The organism is Mesorhizobium sp. M0306 (assembly GCF_040321655.1).
Lineage (GTDB): Bacteria > Pseudomonadota > Alphaproteobacteria > Rhizobiales > Rhizobiaceae > Mesorhizobium.
The window spans coordinates 20,875-35,027 of record NZ_JAMYRY010000017.1 but is presented as its reverse complement, the minus strand read 5'-3'; the positions used below and the strand labels follow the sequence as shown (position 1 = coordinate 35,027).

Here is a 14,153-nt window from a genome sequence, read left to right as displayed (position 1 = left end):
CGAGTGTTTTCCTGGCACCTTTCAACCGGCAATTTCGGGCACCGGACTGGACCAATTCGATGAAGCATTTTTTCAATCGCAGGGATACGATCGTAACTGAGGCCCTGGACGGCTTTCTCGGCACGACCGGCGCCGGCGATCTCGCTCGCCTCGACGGCTATCCCGAGATCAAGGTCATTCTCCGCGCGGACTGGGATAAGACCAAGGTCGCGGTCATTTCCGGCGGCGGGGCCGGGCACGAACCCGCGCATGCCGGTTTCGTCGGCATGGGCATGCTGACGGCGGCGGTTTCGGGCGAGATCTTTGCTTCGCCGAGCGTGGAAGCGGTATTGGCCGCCATCCGCACGGTGACCGGTCCCGCCGGATGCCTGCTGATCGTCAAGAACTATACCGGCGATCGCCTCAACTTCGGCTTGGCCGCCGAGAAGGCGCGCGCCGAAGGCTTCCGCGTCGAGATGGTGATCGTCGCCGACGACATTGCCCTCCCTGACATTGCCCAGCCGCGTGGCGTTGCCGGCACCTTGTTCGTTCACAAGATCGCCGGCCATCTGTCGGAAGCAGGCGTTGATCTGGCGGGGGTTGCCGCGGCGGCGCGGGCCGCGGCGGCGGACATCGTTTCCCTCGGCATATCGCTGTCATCCTGCTCGATCCCCGGCCAGAGCCATGACGAAAGATTTGGCGCCGAGGACGCTGAACTCGGCCTCGGCATCCATGGCGAACCGGGCGTTGAGCGGATTGCGGTGCAAAGTGCCGAAGCGCTGGTTGCGATCATGTCGGAGCGCCTTGCCGCGCGGCTCGATCCCGCCAGCGACTACGCCTTGCTGATCAATAATCTCGGTTCGGTGCCACCGCTGGAAATGTTGCTTGTCGCCAATGCGGTGTTGGCTTCACCGCTGGCACGAAAGGTGACGCTGACGATCGGGCCCGGGCAGCTTATGACCGCGCTCAACATGAACGGCTTTTCTCTGTCGCTGATCCGGCTCGATGCGCCGCGCGAAGCAGCCTTGCGGGCGCCGGTCGGCCCTCACGCCTGGCTGCCGGCAAGAGCCGTTCGCCCAACGAGCGTCGTGCCGGTGGCCAAAGCTGCCGGCCCGGACAACGCGTCGAAAGCCAGCCAGGACGCGCGCACCGAGCGGCTGGTGGTCGCGGTCTGCGAACGGCTGATCTCGCTTGAAGGCGCGTTGAACGGACTGGACGCCAAGGCTGGAGACGGCGACACCGGATCGACTGTGGCGGCCGGTGCGCGCAGCGTGCTTGGCCGCGTTGCGACACTGCCGCTCGCCGACCCTGCCGCAACGCTCGCCGCCGTCGGCGACATCCTGAGCGCCAGCATGGGCGGCTCTAGCGGCGTGCTGTTGTCGATCTTCTTCACCGCCGCCGCGCAGGCGCTGCAGTCTGGCGAAACGCCTCCCAAGGCACTTCTCGCCGGCCTGGATCGGATGTCCTTCTATGGCGGCGCGAGGATCGGCGATCGCACGATGATCGATGCCCTGGAACCCGCCTTGAGGGCGCTGGATAGGGGGAGTCTGGAAGATGCGGCGGTCGCGGCGCAACGCGGAGCCGAGGCCACCGCGGCCATGCGCAAGGCCAAGGCCGGGCGGTCCGCCTATATTGGCAGCCAGCTCGACGGCGTGGTCGACCCCGGCGCCTTTGCCGTCGCCGAGGTCTTCACTGCCCTCGCCGCGTTGCTCGAACCCGCTTGACTGGGGAAAAGAATGCTTCAATTGCCGGATATGCAATTTTCTCGTACTGCCGGCGGCGCAGGGGCCAGGAGCATGGGTGACATGGCGGTAGCGGATCTCTCCAGGCTGATCGAGGCGTCGGCAAACACCATCGCCGCCCATGCCGAAGAGCTGACCAGGCTCGACCAGGCGATCGGCGACGGCGACCATGGGCTCAACATGAAACGCGGCTTCGAGGCCGTGCGAGCCGAGGCCGGTGCGTTCGCGGCAAAGCCGTTGCCCGAGGCGCTGAAGGCGATCGGCACCAAGCTGGTGATGACCGTCGGCGGAGCCTCCGGTCCCTTGTTCGGCACGCTGTTCATGGCGCTCGGCAACGAGATTTCCGCCGCGCCGGATCGCGCCAATCTGGCGGCGGCCTTCGGCAAGGCTATCGAAGCGGTGGCCGCCAGAGGCAAGTCGCAGGCCGGGCAAAAGACCATGCTCGACGTGCTGCAGCCGGTGCATGAGGCCCTCCTGCAGGGAAAGACGGCAGCGGACATCGTCAACATTGCCGACAGTGCAGCCGAGGCGACCGTGCCGATGAAGGCGTTGCGTGGGCGCGCCTCATTCCTTGGCGACCGTTCGATCGGTCATATGGATGCCGGCGCACGCTCGACCGCGCTTCTGGTGCGGGCCGTAGCCGAAGCAATCGAGAGGCGCGCATGAGCAATGTCGGCATCGTCATCGTATCGCATTCGCCGCTGGTCGCCGAAGGCACCGCCGACATGGTGCGGCAGATGGTTGGCAACGAAGTGCCGCTTGCATGGTGCGGCGGAAACGGCCATGGCGGGCTGGGAACCAACGTCGAGGCGATCATGGGCGCCATCGACAAGGCTTGGTCGGAGGCGGGTGTCGCGATCCTCGTCGATCTCGGCGGTGCCGAGACCAATAGCGAGATGGCGGTCGAGATGATCGGCGAACCACGCGCCCAGAAGATCATCGTCTGCAATGCGCCGATCGTCGAAGGCGCGGTGATGGCGGCGACCGAGGCTTCCGGCGGCGCCTCGCTCAAGGAAGTGGTGGCGACGGCGCACGAATTGTCGCCGTCGTGAATGAACGGGAATTTTGACAAGCATGTCCGCAGCAGCCGAAGCCAGCGTCCTGATCACCCATGAGGTGGGACTGCATGCGCGTCCTTCGGTGAAGTTCACCAAGCTTGCCAAGACGTTTTCGGCCGACATCGAGATTGCGCTCGCCGCCAACGGACCGTGGCTCGACGCCAAGAGCATCGTTAAGGTAATGGCTGCGAAAGCGCCGAAAGGTACTGTCCTGCATATCAGAGCCAGAGGGGACGGCGCCGGTGAGGCGGTCGGCGCGCTGGTCGAGCTGGTGCGGCGCGATTTCGACGAAGGCAAGGACCATGCCCGAACCGCTTAGGCTGCAGGGCATTTCGGCATCGGCCGGCTATGCCGAGGGGCCGCTGTTCGATCTGGACCAGGCTACTGTGCGTTATGTCCGCAAGGCGACTGCCGCGGACGAGAAAGCGGCGCTTGAGGCCGCCATCTCCATTGCCGCAGGCCGGCTCGCGACATTGATCGAAACCAGCGACAGCGAGGCGGCCGGGATCCTCGAATTCCAGCTCGCCATACTGGAGGACGACGCGCTGACCGGCCCGGCTTTTTCGCACATCGCCGAGGGCATGGCTGCTGATGTGGCTTGGCGAACAGCGCTCGACGCCGAGATCGCCGGCTATGAAACATCCGACCAGGACTATTTCCGGGCGCGTGCGGCCGATATGCGCGATATACGCGACCAGGTGCTGCGCGCGCTGACCGGGGGCGGCGACATTGCCGCACCGGCGGGTGCGATCTTCTACGGCGAGGATATCGCACCGACGCGCTTCCTCGAAACCGACTGGAGTGCCGGCGGCGGCATAGCACTTACAGCCGGAAGTGCCGCAAGTCATGTCGCAATGCTGGCACGCTCGCGCGGCGTGCCAATGGTGGTGGGGCTTGGACTCGTGGCGCATGGGGTGGCCGGGCCCGGTGCTTCGCCGGCTCACCTTACCGGAATCGCACTGCTCGATGCCGAACATGGCGGCATCGTGTTGGCGCCTTCGAAAGCGGAGATCGCCATATTCCGGCGATCGTCGTTGTCTTTCGCAGCGCATCGCGGCAAAGCGGCAGCCTATCTGACAAGGCCGGCGGCAACGAAGACCGGCATAGCGGTCCGGATGCAGGTGAATATTGCCGATCCGTCCGATGTCGACACCATCGATGTCGCGACCTGCGACGGTGTCGGGCTGATGCGGACCGAATTCCTGTTCGGCAAGACACTGCCGGACGAGGAGACGCAATATCGCGCCTACCGCAAAGTGCTGGAATGGGCAGGCGACAGGCCGGTAACGATCCGTACCGTCGATGCGGGCGGCGATAAGCCTGTGCCGGGCCTGACCGTCGAGGAAGGTAATCCATTCCTTGGCCTGCGCGGGATCAGGCTGTCGCTGGCGCGCCCAGAGGTCTTTCGCGTGCAGATCCGCGCCTTGCTACGCGCCGCCATGCACGGCAATCTGAAGGTGATGTTCCCGATGATCGCCGTCCCGGAAGAGTATGGACGCGCCACCGCGCTGTTCGCAGAGGAGCAGGCTGACCTTTTGGCGTGCGGCATCGCGCAAAAAATGCCGCCGCTTGGTATCATGGTCGAGGTGCCGTCGGTGGCGATTGCGCCGGAGGCATTCGCCAGGGCCGCCTTCTTCTCGATCGGTTCGAATGATTTGACCCAATACGTGATGGCCGCCGCTCGCGACAACATTTCTGTCGCACATCTGAATTCCGTCAGGCACCCGGCCGTGCTCCGGCTGATCGCCTCCGTTGCCGCCTTCGGCCGCGAGCATAATATCCCGGTCAGCCTGTGTGGCGATGCCGGCGGCGACCCCGCCTCGATCCCGGCGCTGCTCGAAGCCGGCCTGCGTGACCTCTCCGTCGCTCCCGCCCAACTCGCGATGGCTAAGGCGGCCATCGCGGACGTTTCGATCTAGGCCCCGGCATGGCAGACAAGGCGTCGCAATCCGGCCCCGAAGAGGCGATCCGCGCCTACAAGACGATCCTGTCGCAGGTGATCGACCAGCGCCCATCCGGCATGCGCCAGCGCCTCGCCGACGCGCTGGGCAAGCACCGCAGCTTCGTCACGCAGATTTCCAGCCCGGCCTATTCGACGCCGATACCATCGAAGCATTTGCCGGCTATCTTCTCGGTCTGCCATTTCAGCTCGGCCGAACGCGATCATTTCCTTGACGCATATCATCGGGCGCATCCGGGAAAGATGTCGCTGGCTGCAGGCATGCGCAAGACACGCCATGTCTCGCTGATCGTTCCCGATTTCGGCGACGACAAGCAGAACGCGGCGCTCGACCGGGCGGTCAACGATTTCATCCAGAAGATCACCAGCATCGCCGGCAAGGGCAGCTGACGCTGGGCTATTTCGGGAGGACAGCCATGAAGAAATTTCTGAATTCGGTCGATACGGTGCTGACCGAGAGCCTCGACGGCTTCGTTGCCGCGCATGCCGACATCCTGGCGCTTGGCGAGGAGCACAAATTTGTCCGCCGCAAGGTGCTCAAGCCGGGCAAGGTGGCGCTGATCTCCGGTGGCGGCTCGGGTCACGAGCCGCTGCATGGCGGGTTCGTCGGGCATGGCATGCTGGATGCCGCCTGCCCCGGCCAGGTATTCACCTCGCCGACGCCTGACCAGATGATGGCGGCGGCCGAAGCCGTCAATACGGGCGCCGGCTGCCTGTTCATCGTCAAGAACTACGAGGGCGACGTGATGAATTTCGACATGGCCGCTGAAATGACGGAAGGCGTGATGCAAATCGTGACCAATGACGACGTCGCGGTCGAAAACTCGTCCTACACCACCGGCCGGCGCGGCGTCGCCGGTACGCTGGTGGTCGAGAAAATCGTCGGCGCGGCAGCCGAACAAGGCATGCCACTGGAGCCGTTGAAGGCGCTGGGCGAGCGCGTCAACGGCGCGACGCGCTCGATGGGCGTGGCGCTGACCAGTTGCACCGTGCCGGCGGCGGGCAAGCCGACCTTCGATATCGGCGACGGCGAGATGGAGTTCGGGGTTGGCATCCATGGCGAGCCCGGAAGGCGGCGCGACACATTGAAGAGCGCCGATGCTATCGCCGAGGAGATCTGTACCGCAATCCTGGGTGACCTGGGCGACGGTGCCAGAGGCCAGGCGCTACTCTTCGTCAACGGCTTTGGCGGCACACCGTTGATGGAGCTCTATCTGATGTACAACAGCGCCCGCAAAATCTTCGAGAAGCACGGCGTGACGGTGGCCCGTTCGCTGGTCGGATCCTATGTGACCTCGCTCGACATGGCCGGCTGTTCGATCACGCTGAGCATGCTCGACGACGAGGCGGCTGTTTGGTGGGATGCACCGGTACATACGGCCGCGCTGCGCTGGGGCATGTAGCGGCGCAGGATGTCCCAGAAATAGTCGGTGATAGGACCGACATCGGCAACGCCGCGCATCGTCAGACAGTTGCCCTCCTCACCCTGCGTAAGATAAAGGATCTGCGGGTTTGGGGAGTTCGAGGATGCGTTACAATTGGGATCGGGCGCCGACGGGTTTCGAGCGCCATGGAAAGATGCTGGCAGCCGCCTTGCTGATCGCCGGTGGGGTCGGCCTTATGCTCGCTGCCCTCCCGCTCTAGGGACAACAACTCGGGTAGCGGACTACTTCTCAGCGCGTTGCCTCAGCGCGCCTGGCCAGTCACGGCGATGAAACGGCGGTCGCGCCCTTCAAATCCCTGACTGAAGCGCTGCACGAGCACGACAAGCACGCCCGGTTTTCCATCCGGGGTGAATGCGTAAGATTCCGACAGGCTGTAGGAAGTCGGGCAATTCCTCGAACCGGGCACCGCCTTGTCCTCATGGAGCAGCTTGATCGGCTTGCCGTCCTGACCCTGCAGCGTCAGGCGAAAGCCGAGCGCCTTGCCGATCGTCTCGCCTTGCTGCGTCCCGTCGAAACTCGCTGAACAATCCGCAGTACTATCGGCAAGGATCTGCTCGAGCTGGATGGTCGAAATGCCAAGCTCGTCATAAGCCGGCGAAAGTCATTTCTGCGAAACCTGCTCGAGGCGCGCAATGTCGTTGTAGGCGACCAAGTCGTCGGGAAAGGTGAATTTGTCTAAGCCCGTCCGCTCGCCGCGCGGCGCTATGGCATATTTGGCCAGCAAGGGCGCCGCCTGCGCCGCGGCACGCTCCCGCGCCTGCGCAAGCGTCAGTGTCGCATCCTCCGTCTCGTCGACGATGACGATCGGCTTGCCGCCGACGAACTCATCGGTGCGCGTGTCGATGATGTCGATCTCCGACCAGCCCGAATCCGAAGCACCGGCATCGAGCGTGCCGTACTGTTCGAAGGCGAAGTAGTTGCCGTCGGGCGAAAAGCCGATGACGCGCCGGGCCGCCGCGTCGCCGGCCTGAGCAGATGAAGCGAGCACCAACGCCAGCATCGCAACCACGGAAAACCCAAGCTCGCATCGCAATTTCATCGCGCCCTGCCCCTAATGCCGAAAATTCGGCCGATACCGGCCCCCAGACCACCATGACCCGCACTTGCGGCCAAGTTAGAACGACGGCAAACGAAACGCACAAATACATGGTTACACAAACCAGCATACGCTATTTCAAGGACAGCAAACATTCCTGGGGAGGAAGCTGGATGGCGTCACGCTACCATGAGGTCTATGACGACTGGAAACGCGACCCGGAAAAATTCTGGGCCGATGCAGCGAGTGCAATCGCCTGGTTCTCGCCCTTCGAGACCGTGTTCGACGCCAATGCCGGCGTCTATGGCCGATGGTTCAATGGCGCCTCGTGCAACACCTGCTTCAATGCCGTCGATCGTCATGTGACGGGCGGTCGCGCCGACCAGATCGCGTTGATCCATGACAGCGCGATTTCCGGCACAATCACGAAATTCACCTACGCCGAGCTGAAGCGCGAGGTGGTCGCGCTGACCTCGGTGCTCAAGAACCGCGGCATCCAAAAAGGCGATCGCGTCATCATCTACATGCCGATGGTGCCGGAAGCAGCCTTCGCCATGCTTGCCTGCGCGCGGATCGGCGCCGTGCACTCGGTTGTCTTCGGCGGCTTTGCCTCGCATGAGCTCGCCACGCGCATCGACGATGCCAAGCCGAAGCTGATCATCTCTGCGTCCTGCGGCCTGGAGCCCGGGCGTGTCGTTGCCTATAAGCCGCTGCTCGACAAGGCGATCGAGATGTCGCGGCACAAGCCCGAAAGGTGCCTCATCCTGCAGCGCGACCAGCTGCGCTGCGAGCTCAGGGAAAATTACGACATCGACTATGCCGACGCCGTGGCGCGTGAGCGGGCCGCCGGCGCCAATGTCGACTGTGTTCCGGTGCTTGCCACCGATCCGCTCTACATCATCTACACGTCGGGCACGACCGGCCAGCCGAAGGGCATCGTGCGCGACAATGGCGGCCATATGGTCGCGCTGAAATGGTCGATGGAAAACGAGTTCGGCGTCAAGCCGGGCGAAGTGTTCTGGGCGGCTTCCGATGTCGGCTGGGTAGTCGGCCATTCCTATATCGTCTACGGCCCGCTGCTGCATGGCTGCACGACCGTGCTGTTCGAGGGCAAGCCGGTCGGCACGCCCGACGCCGGCACCTATTGGCGCGTGATCGCCGAGCATGGGGTGGTTGCGCTGTTCACCGCACCAACCGCCTTTCGCGCCATCAAAGGACAGGACCCGAAAGGCGAATTCGCCCCGAAATACGACCTGTCCAAATTCCGCACGCTGTTCCTCGCCGGCGAGCGCGCCGATCCGGAAACCATCAAATGGGCGGAGCAGAAATTGAACGTGCCGGTGGTCGACCATTGGTGGCAGACGGAGACCGGCTCGCCGATGACCATCAACCCCGCCGGACTGGGCCTTTTGCCGGTCAAATACGGCTCGCCCGGCGTGCCGATGCCTGGCTACGACATTCGCGTGCTGGACGATGCCGGGCATGAGGTCAAGCGCGGCACGCTTGGCAATGTCGTGGTGAAATTGCCGTTGCCCCCCGGCTGCCTGCCGACGCTGTGGAATGCCGACGAGCGGTTTCGCCAAGCCTATCTCGAGGAGTTCCCCGGCTTCTACAAAACCGCGGATGCCGGCATGATGGACGATGACGATTATCTCTATGTCATGGCCCGCACCGACGACATCATCAATGTCGCCGGCCACCGGCTGTCGACCGGCGCCATGGAGGAGGTGCTGGCCGCGCATCCCGATGTTGCCGAATGCGCCGTCGTCGGCATTGCCGATGCGATGAAAGGCCAGGTTCCACTCGGCTTCGTCGTGCTGAATGCCGGCGTCGACCGCGACGCCGGCATCATCGAAAACGAGGCGGTCACGCTGGTGCGCGAACGGATCGGCCCGGTCGCTGCCTTCAAGACGGTGGTGACGATCAAGCGCCTGCCGAAGACGCGCTCCGGCAAGATCCTGCGCGGCACCATGCAGAAGATTGCCGACAAGGAGGAATGGGCCATGCCGGCAACGATCGACGACCCGGCCATCCTCGACGAGATCACCGCCGCGCTGAACCGCCGCGGCATCGGCCTGTAGGGACGCCGAAGCGGAGTTGCGTCCGAAGCTCCGGTATGGAACGACCGGCGCCGGACATGGTATCCACGCGGTGTGTCGCCATGTTGTTCCGAAATCGAGGCGCACCCACAGCCATGCGAGATGCCATACGTGACCCTGTTCCAGCGATCGAGAAAGCCCCAGGCCGCGGCACGCCAGCGGCTGGAGATCGATATGCGGGGCACAGTCGTCTATGCGATCGGCGACGTGCATGGCTGCTACAAGGAACTCCGCGCGCTGGAGCAGAAGATCCTGCTCGATTCGGCATCCTTCGAAGGGCGCAAGCTCATCATCATGCTCGGCGACTACGTCGATCGCGGGCCTCAGTCGGCGCGTGTGCTCGATCATCTGCTGGCGCCGCCACTCCAAGGCTTCCAGCGCATCTGCCTTGCCGGCAACCACGAAGTCGTGATGCTGAACTACGTCGACGGGATCATTTCGCGAGAGTCGTGGCTGGCGATAGGCGGCCTGCAAACGCTGTTTTCCTACGGCGTCGATCCGTCGCGCATGGCCGATCTCTACGGTTCAAGCGAGGAGGTCGACCGGCGCATTCGGGAGATCATTCCCGCCGGCCATATCAGCTTCATGCGCGCGCTGCCGGTCATGGTCTGTTCGGCGAAATTCGTGTTCGTTCATGCCGGCATCAGGCCGGGCATCGAGCTGGCCGCGCAGGACGAGAACGACCTGCTCAACATCCGCTCGGAATTTTTCGAAGCCGCGCATCTTCTCGACCGCTACGTCGTGCATGGGCATACGCCCGTCGACATTCCGCAGCTCGAGGGGCGCCGGCTTGGCATCGACACCGGCGCGTTCCAAAGCGGCCGGCTAACCGCCCTCAGGATCATCGACAAGCGCGCCAGGCTGATATTTTCCTGAGCGGGAAGGTCTCGAGCCTACTACGCACGAGTAGGCCCAAAGCGCTGGGTTGTCCTGCTCAGTCGGACGCCAGCAGCGTCGCATATCGCAATCATGGTGGCTTAAAACACTGCGAGGTACTTCAGCAGCGAAATGATGCCGATAATGATCACGATAATTTGGGCAATCTGACGAGTACGACCATCAAGCGGCAGCCGGTTGACCAGATACAGCACCAGAATGATTACAAGGAAAGTGATCAGAATGCTGATCAAAGGAGTGCCGGCCATTGTCCCTCACTGTATGAAACGTAGAAAAACAAGCCAGCAACACCGCGCTGCGTGAAGATTGCCCATGCTTGCTCGAGCCGTAGCACCTGGCGAGTGATTCGAACAGCCTGGCTGGCGGTGTCGAAAGCTGTCTGACACGCCATGGAACCTTGACCTCTTTAAATCGTTTTAAATTCGAAGAGGGATATCAACCATCCCTTCAAAGGAGATTTATGAACAAGATATTATCGGGTTTGCTCGCGGCCACGTTGTCAGTTTCATTCGTGACGGCAGCCGGGTCAGCCGGCGCAGCTCAACTGTTCCTGCCGCAAACACCTTCCGTTTCGTCCGATGTGGCGACGGTCGACTACAAGCCGTGGATGAAGCGGAAATTCAACCGCAATCGCAATTTTTCGCGCAACGATGGCGTGAACTGGAACGGTCATCGCGGCTATCGTGAATACCATCGCGGCTATCGCCGCCATGGTGACTACTGGTTTCCGCTGGCGGCCTTCGCTGCCGGCGCGGTGATCAGCGGCGTGATCATCAACAACAACCAGAACCGGGTCAGTCGCGGCGATTCGCATGTACAGTGGTGCTATGACCGATACCGGAGCTATCGAGCTTCAGACGATACATTCCAGCCTAGCTATGGCCCTCGGCAGCTGTGTAATTCGCCGTACTGAGACGTAAGGTTTTTTACCGCATCAAAAACCCCGCATCGCGCGGGGTTTTTCGTAGCGGCGCCAAGGCGGCGAAGGAAAGGCGAACGTAGCGTGGATCTCGGCTTGAGTGTCTATTCCAGACGGAATTCGACAGCGTGCGCTTCAGCCTCCGTAATAAGGCCGCCGTCGACGGCGGCTTCGAATGCTTTGGCAAAATACTGATCATCGGAAGTCTGGTGATCCTGGCCCGAAAGATCGACCGGATACGCGCCGATCACCCGGCCCGTAATTTTCTCGATTACCGTCACGGTCCGCTGCATCGGTTTTTCTCCAATTAAACAGAACCTATAGCACACAGAATAGGAACATCAGCGGCAGCCGCTCGCGAGCGGCTTCGAAACATTCGAGCTACACCCACATGATGGGACGATCTTCGAGGCACTATTCGGATAACCGCTTAAAGCCTACGCCAAGCGACCAAGCTATGCTGCTTTCGGCATCCGCGACGTGAATGTCGCTCTGGTAACGGCGATCGTCGTGCCAGTGTTGCCCGTGACGGTGTCAATGCGTGCTTCAAGCTGTTTGACAAGTGCCTCCACGATCGCTGTCCCCAGTCCCGCACATGGAATGTCGCCAACGGGTTTGCCCCACCCGTTGTCCGATACGGTCAACTTCCAATCCTCAGCATCGGTCTCATAGGTCACCAAGATCAGCGCATCGACCTTTTCTGTCGAGAATGCATACTTGATGGCGTTGAGAACGAGCTCGGTTACGATCAGGCCAAGGCTCACCGCCTTCTGGGAATCTATCCTTCCATTTTCCGCCATGACGTTGACGGCAATAGCCTGTGTTTCCCCGATCATCGAAGCGGCCAAACTGCTGCAAAGCTTCGACAGATAAGAACCAACCTCGATTTCGTCGGCACCGGTTGAGGCATGGAGATGCCGTTGCACTTCGGCCACCGACAGCACGCGTTGATGGGCATCCTTCAGGTGCTGCCGCGTTTCATCTGAGGTGACGGACCGAGCCTTCAGCAGCAAAATGCTGGCGATGATCTGTAGGCTGTTGGCGACCCGGTGTTCCATTTCGCGCAGCAGCACATCTTTCTGGCGCAGCAAGTCTTCGGTGCGGCCGAGAAGCTCTTCCTTTTCCCTTTCGATGGCGCGGCGCGCCGTGATGTCATTGAAGGCGAGCAGGATGGTCGCGGCTGAACTGTGGTCGTAAAGGACCTTTCGCGCGTTGAGCAGCATCGTGCGCCGGCCGATATCGGGGAAATCATGCTCGACCTCGAAGCCGTCCATGGCGGTCTTCTCGGGAATGATCGTCTCCAAGAGCAGGTGAAGCGCTGGAATGTCCCACTGGCCGTCGCCCAGCGCGTAGAGCAGCGAGCCGTGCGTCTGCTCGGGGTCGACCCTGAAGGTCTGATAGAAGGAGCGGTTGGCCGCCAGCACGCGAAAGTTCTCATCGAGAACGAGGAAGGGTTCGACGATCGTATTGACGATGGCCTGCGCCAGCGTCTGCGCGTCTTCGATATTCGCAATGGGGTGGAACATAGGCTTCGAGGCCAATCCAGGGGCCGTGTCCCCTTGATTTTCTTTCTACCGGTTTGCCAGCCACCTGTCGCGAAATGAATCGGCCAAACGCAGCAGTGAGTGGCGGTCCGTGTGCCCAATTGTTTTAGGAATGGCCTTGGGGCACCCGAGGCACTAACACCGGCTCGATGATTCCAGCACTCGACCTTCCGGAAGATACTTTCGAATTCGACGATGATGCGCTGTTGGATGCTGTGCAGCGGCAGACGGTGCGCTATTTTTGGGAAGGCGCGCATCCCGTCAGCGGTCTTGCCCGCGACCGGCAGAAGACCACAGGTGATCCTGCCAACGATCTGGTGACGATCGGGGGGTCCGGTTTTGGCATTGCAGCTATCATCGTTGCGGTCGAACGGGAATGGATCGACCGCGCTGCGGCTTTACCGCGACTGCATGGCATGCTCGATTTCCTGGAAAACTCGCCGCGCTACCACGGCGTTTTTCCGCATTTCGTCAATGGCCGTACCGGTGCGACAATTCCATTCGGTCGCAAGGATGACGGCGCTGATCTGGTCGAAACCACTTTCCTGTTTCAAGGTCTGATCTGCGCCCGTGAGTACTTCGCCGAGATGGCAACCGAGGAAGTTCTCCTTCGCCAGCGCGTGAACGCGCTGTTGCTGCCGGCCGAATGGAATTGGTTCGCACGCGGGGCCCGGCAACTGATGTGGCACTGGAGCCCGAACCACGGCTGGGCGATGGACAGCCCGATCAGGGGTTGGAACGAATGCATGCTCACCTTCGTGCTGGCGGCGGGATCAACTCGCCACCCCATTGATCCGGGCATCTATCACGAAGGCTTTGCTGGTGGATCCGACTTTCGAAACGGGCGCGATCATGACGGGATCGTCCTGCCATTGGGAATGGATTCTGGTGGTCCGCTCTTCTTTTCGCACTATTCTTTCTGTGGGCTCGATCCACGGGGCCTAAGCGACCGCTACGCCGACTACTGGCAACAGAACCTCCGTCATACGCAGATCAATTATCGGCACTGCGTTCGCAATCCCCATAGCCATCTGGGATACGGCCCTGACTGCTGGGGTCTGACCGCGAGCCATGGGCCGCGAGGATACGTCGCGCATGCACCCGACAGGGACTTTGGCGTAATCACCCCGTCCGCTGCCCTGTCGAGCTTCCCTTATGCACCGGCGGAGGCGATGCGCGCACTGCGTGGCTTCCTGACCAAGCCTCGGAAACGCATATGGGGCCGCTTCGGCTTTGTCGACGCGTTTTGCGAAAGCCGCAACTGGTACTCCCGAACCTATCTGGCCATCAATCAGGGGCCAATCATCGCGATGATCGAGAACCATCGTACAGGGCTGTTGTGGCGGCTTTTCATGCGGGCGCCGGAAGTGCGCAGAGGCTTGGAGAAGCTTGGCTTCATCAGCAAGCATCTCAGAACGTCAACACCCCAATAAATATTTGCGACGCCGGGTGATTCCGCTGGGGTGCAAAATGG

At 62.0% G+C, this 14,153-nt stretch carries 14 protein-coding genes and 1 pseudogene; 11 read left to right on the top strand and 4 right to left on the bottom strand.

Annotation, left to right across the window (positions count from 1 at the left end; all coding sequences use genetic code 11):
• The first annotated feature begins 59 nt into the window (after window positions 1-59).
• From NKI95_RS21545 to dhaK, 7 genes are all read left to right on the top strand, one after another.
• A complete protein-coding gene (locus NKI95_RS21545) occupies window positions 60-1,703 on the top strand; it encodes a dihydroxyacetone kinase subunit DhaK (RefSeq protein ID WP_352719275.1) in 1,644 nt (547 codons plus the stop codon).
• An 81-nt stretch (window positions 1,704-1,784) separates the two neighbouring features.
• Window positions 1,785-2,387, top strand: coding sequence for a dihydroxyacetone kinase subunit DhaL (gene dhaL, locus NKI95_RS21540; protein WP_352719274.1), 603 nt, complete (start codon window positions 1,785-1,787; stop codon window positions 2,385-2,387).
• Window positions 2,384-2,773 carry a dihydroxyacetone kinase phosphoryl donor subunit DhaM gene (dhaM, locus tag NKI95_RS21535; RefSeq protein ID WP_292659370.1) on the top strand — a complete coding sequence of 130 codons (390 nt, stop codon included), beginning with the start codon at window positions 2,384-2,386 and terminating at the stop codon, window positions 2,771-2,773. The genes dhaL and dhaM overlap by 4 nt, the downstream gene beginning before the upstream one ends.
• Before the next feature lie 22 nt (window positions 2,774-2,795).
• Window positions 2,796-3,098, top strand: coding sequence for an HPr family phosphocarrier protein (locus tag NKI95_RS21530; RefSeq protein ID WP_352719273.1), 303 nt, complete (start codon window positions 2,796-2,798; stop codon window positions 3,096-3,098).
• Window positions 3,082-4,698, top strand: a complete 1,617-nt coding sequence (gene ptsP / locus NKI95_RS21525; RefSeq protein WP_352719272.1) for a phosphoenolpyruvate--protein phosphotransferase — start codon at window positions 3,082-3,084, stop codon at window positions 4,696-4,698. The genes NKI95_RS21530 and ptsP overlap by 17 nt, the downstream gene beginning before the upstream one ends.
• An 8-nt stretch (window positions 4,699-4,706) precedes the next feature.
• A complete protein-coding gene (locus NKI95_RS21520; protein WP_352719271.1) occupies window positions 4,707-5,129 on the top strand; it encodes a hypothetical protein in 423 nt (140 codons plus the stop codon).
• 26 nt (window positions 5,130-5,155) lie between these two features.
• The gene (dhaK, locus tag NKI95_RS21515) at window positions 5,156-6,142 is read left to right on the top strand and encodes a dihydroxyacetone kinase subunit DhaK (RefSeq protein ID WP_352719270.1); all 987 of its coding nucleotides are present in this window, start codon (window positions 5,156-5,158) and stop codon (window positions 6,140-6,142) included.
• A gap of 283 nt (window positions 6,143-6,425) precedes the next feature.
• On the opposite strand, the pseudogene NKI95_RS21510 reads toward dhaK, so the two are convergent.
• Window positions 6,426-7,184 (bottom strand): annotated as a pseudogene (locus NKI95_RS21510) (DUF2259 domain-containing protein).
• Window positions 7,185-7,393: 209 nt separating this feature from the next.
• On the opposite strand from NKI95_RS21510, the gene NKI95_RS21505 reads away from it, so the two are divergent.
• The gene (locus NKI95_RS21505; protein ID WP_352719269.1) at window positions 7,394-9,301 is read left to right on the top strand and encodes a propionyl-CoA synthetase; all 1,908 of its coding nucleotides are present in this window, start codon (window positions 7,394-7,396) and stop codon (window positions 9,299-9,301) included.
• 192 nt (window positions 9,302-9,493) lie between these two features.
• The gene (locus NKI95_RS21500; RefSeq protein WP_352719268.1) at window positions 9,494-10,195 is read left to right on the top strand and encodes a metallophosphoesterase family protein; all 702 of its coding nucleotides are present in this window, start codon (window positions 9,494-9,496) and stop codon (window positions 10,193-10,195) included.
• A gap of 101 nt (window positions 10,196-10,296) precedes the next feature.
• Here NKI95_RS21500 and NKI95_RS21495 read toward each other — a convergent pair whose 3' ends face one another.
• Window positions 10,297-10,464, bottom strand: a complete 168-nt coding sequence (locus tag NKI95_RS21495) for a Thivi_2564 family membrane protein (protein ID WP_192356189.1) — start codon at window positions 10,462-10,464, stop codon at window positions 10,297-10,299.
• A gap of 212 nt (window positions 10,465-10,676) precedes the next feature.
• Between NKI95_RS21495 and NKI95_RS21490 the strand changes: the two genes are divergently transcribed.
• Window positions 10,677-11,129, top strand: coding sequence for a BA14K family protein (locus NKI95_RS21490; protein ID WP_352719267.1), 453 nt, complete (start codon window positions 10,677-10,679; stop codon window positions 11,127-11,129).
• A 110-nt stretch (window positions 11,130-11,239) separates the two neighbouring features.
• On the opposite strand, the gene NKI95_RS21485 is transcribed toward NKI95_RS21490, so the two are convergent.
• Window positions 11,240-11,428, bottom strand: a complete 189-nt coding sequence (locus tag NKI95_RS21485) for a hypothetical protein (protein WP_352665441.1) — start codon at window positions 11,426-11,428, stop codon at window positions 11,240-11,242.
• Between the two features lie 162 nt (window positions 11,429-11,590).
• Entirely contained in the window at window positions 11,591-12,661 is a 1,071-nt protein-coding gene (locus NKI95_RS21480; protein WP_352719329.1) for a sensor histidine kinase, read from the bottom strand.
• Between the two features lie 167 nt (window positions 12,662-12,828).
• Here NKI95_RS21480 and NKI95_RS21475 point away from each other — a divergent pair, with 167 nt between their 5' ends.
• Window positions 12,829-14,112, top strand: coding sequence for a glucoamylase family protein (locus NKI95_RS21475; protein WP_352719266.1), 1,284 nt, complete (start codon window positions 12,829-12,831; stop codon window positions 14,110-14,112).
• The last annotated feature ends 41 nt before the right edge of the window (window positions 14,113-14,153 follow it).

Coding starts and splice junctions, on each gene's coding strand:
- NKI95_RS21545 (WP_352719275.1), top strand. CDS start 60: ATGAAGCATTTTTTCAATCGCAGGGATACGATCGTAACTGAGGCCCTG.
- dhaL (WP_352719274.1), top strand. CDS start 1,785: ATGGCGGTAGCGGATCTCTCCAGGCTGATCGAGGCGTCGGCAAACACC.
- dhaM (WP_292659370.1), top strand. CDS start 2,384: ATGAGCAATGTCGGCATCGTCATCGTATCGCATTCGCCGCTGGTCGCC.
- NKI95_RS21530 (WP_352719273.1), top strand. CDS start 2,796: ATGTCCGCAGCAGCCGAAGCCAGCGTCCTGATCACCCATGAGGTGGGA.
- ptsP (WP_352719272.1), top strand. CDS start 3,082: ATGCCCGAACCGCTTAGGCTGCAGGGCATTTCGGCATCGGCCGGCTAT.
- NKI95_RS21520 (WP_352719271.1), top strand. CDS start 4,707: ATGGCAGACAAGGCGTCGCAATCCGGCCCCGAAGAGGCGATCCGCGCC.
- dhaK (WP_352719270.1), top strand. CDS start 5,156: ATGAAGAAATTTCTGAATTCGGTCGATACGGTGCTGACCGAGAGCCTC.
- NKI95_RS21505 (WP_352719269.1), top strand. CDS start 7,394: ATGGCGTCACGCTACCATGAGGTCTATGACGACTGGAAACGCGACCCG.
- NKI95_RS21500 (WP_352719268.1), top strand. CDS start 9,494: ATGCGGGGCACAGTCGTCTATGCGATCGGCGACGTGCATGGCTGCTAC.
- NKI95_RS21495 (WP_192356189.1), bottom strand. CDS start 10,464: ATGGCCGGCACTCCTTTGATCAGCATTCTGATCACTTTCCTTGTAATC.
- NKI95_RS21490 (WP_352719267.1), top strand. CDS start 10,677: ATGAACAAGATATTATCGGGTTTGCTCGCGGCCACGTTGTCAGTTTCA.
- NKI95_RS21485 (WP_352665441.1), bottom strand. CDS start 11,428: ATGCAGCGGACCGTGACGGTAATCGAGAAAATTACGGGCCGGGTGATC.
- NKI95_RS21480 (WP_352719329.1), bottom strand. CDS start 12,661: ATGTTCCACCCCATTGCGAATATCGAAGACGCGCAGACGCTGGCGCAG.
- NKI95_RS21475 (WP_352719266.1), top strand. CDS start 12,829: ATGATTCCAGCACTCGACCTTCCGGAAGATACTTTCGAATTCGACGAT.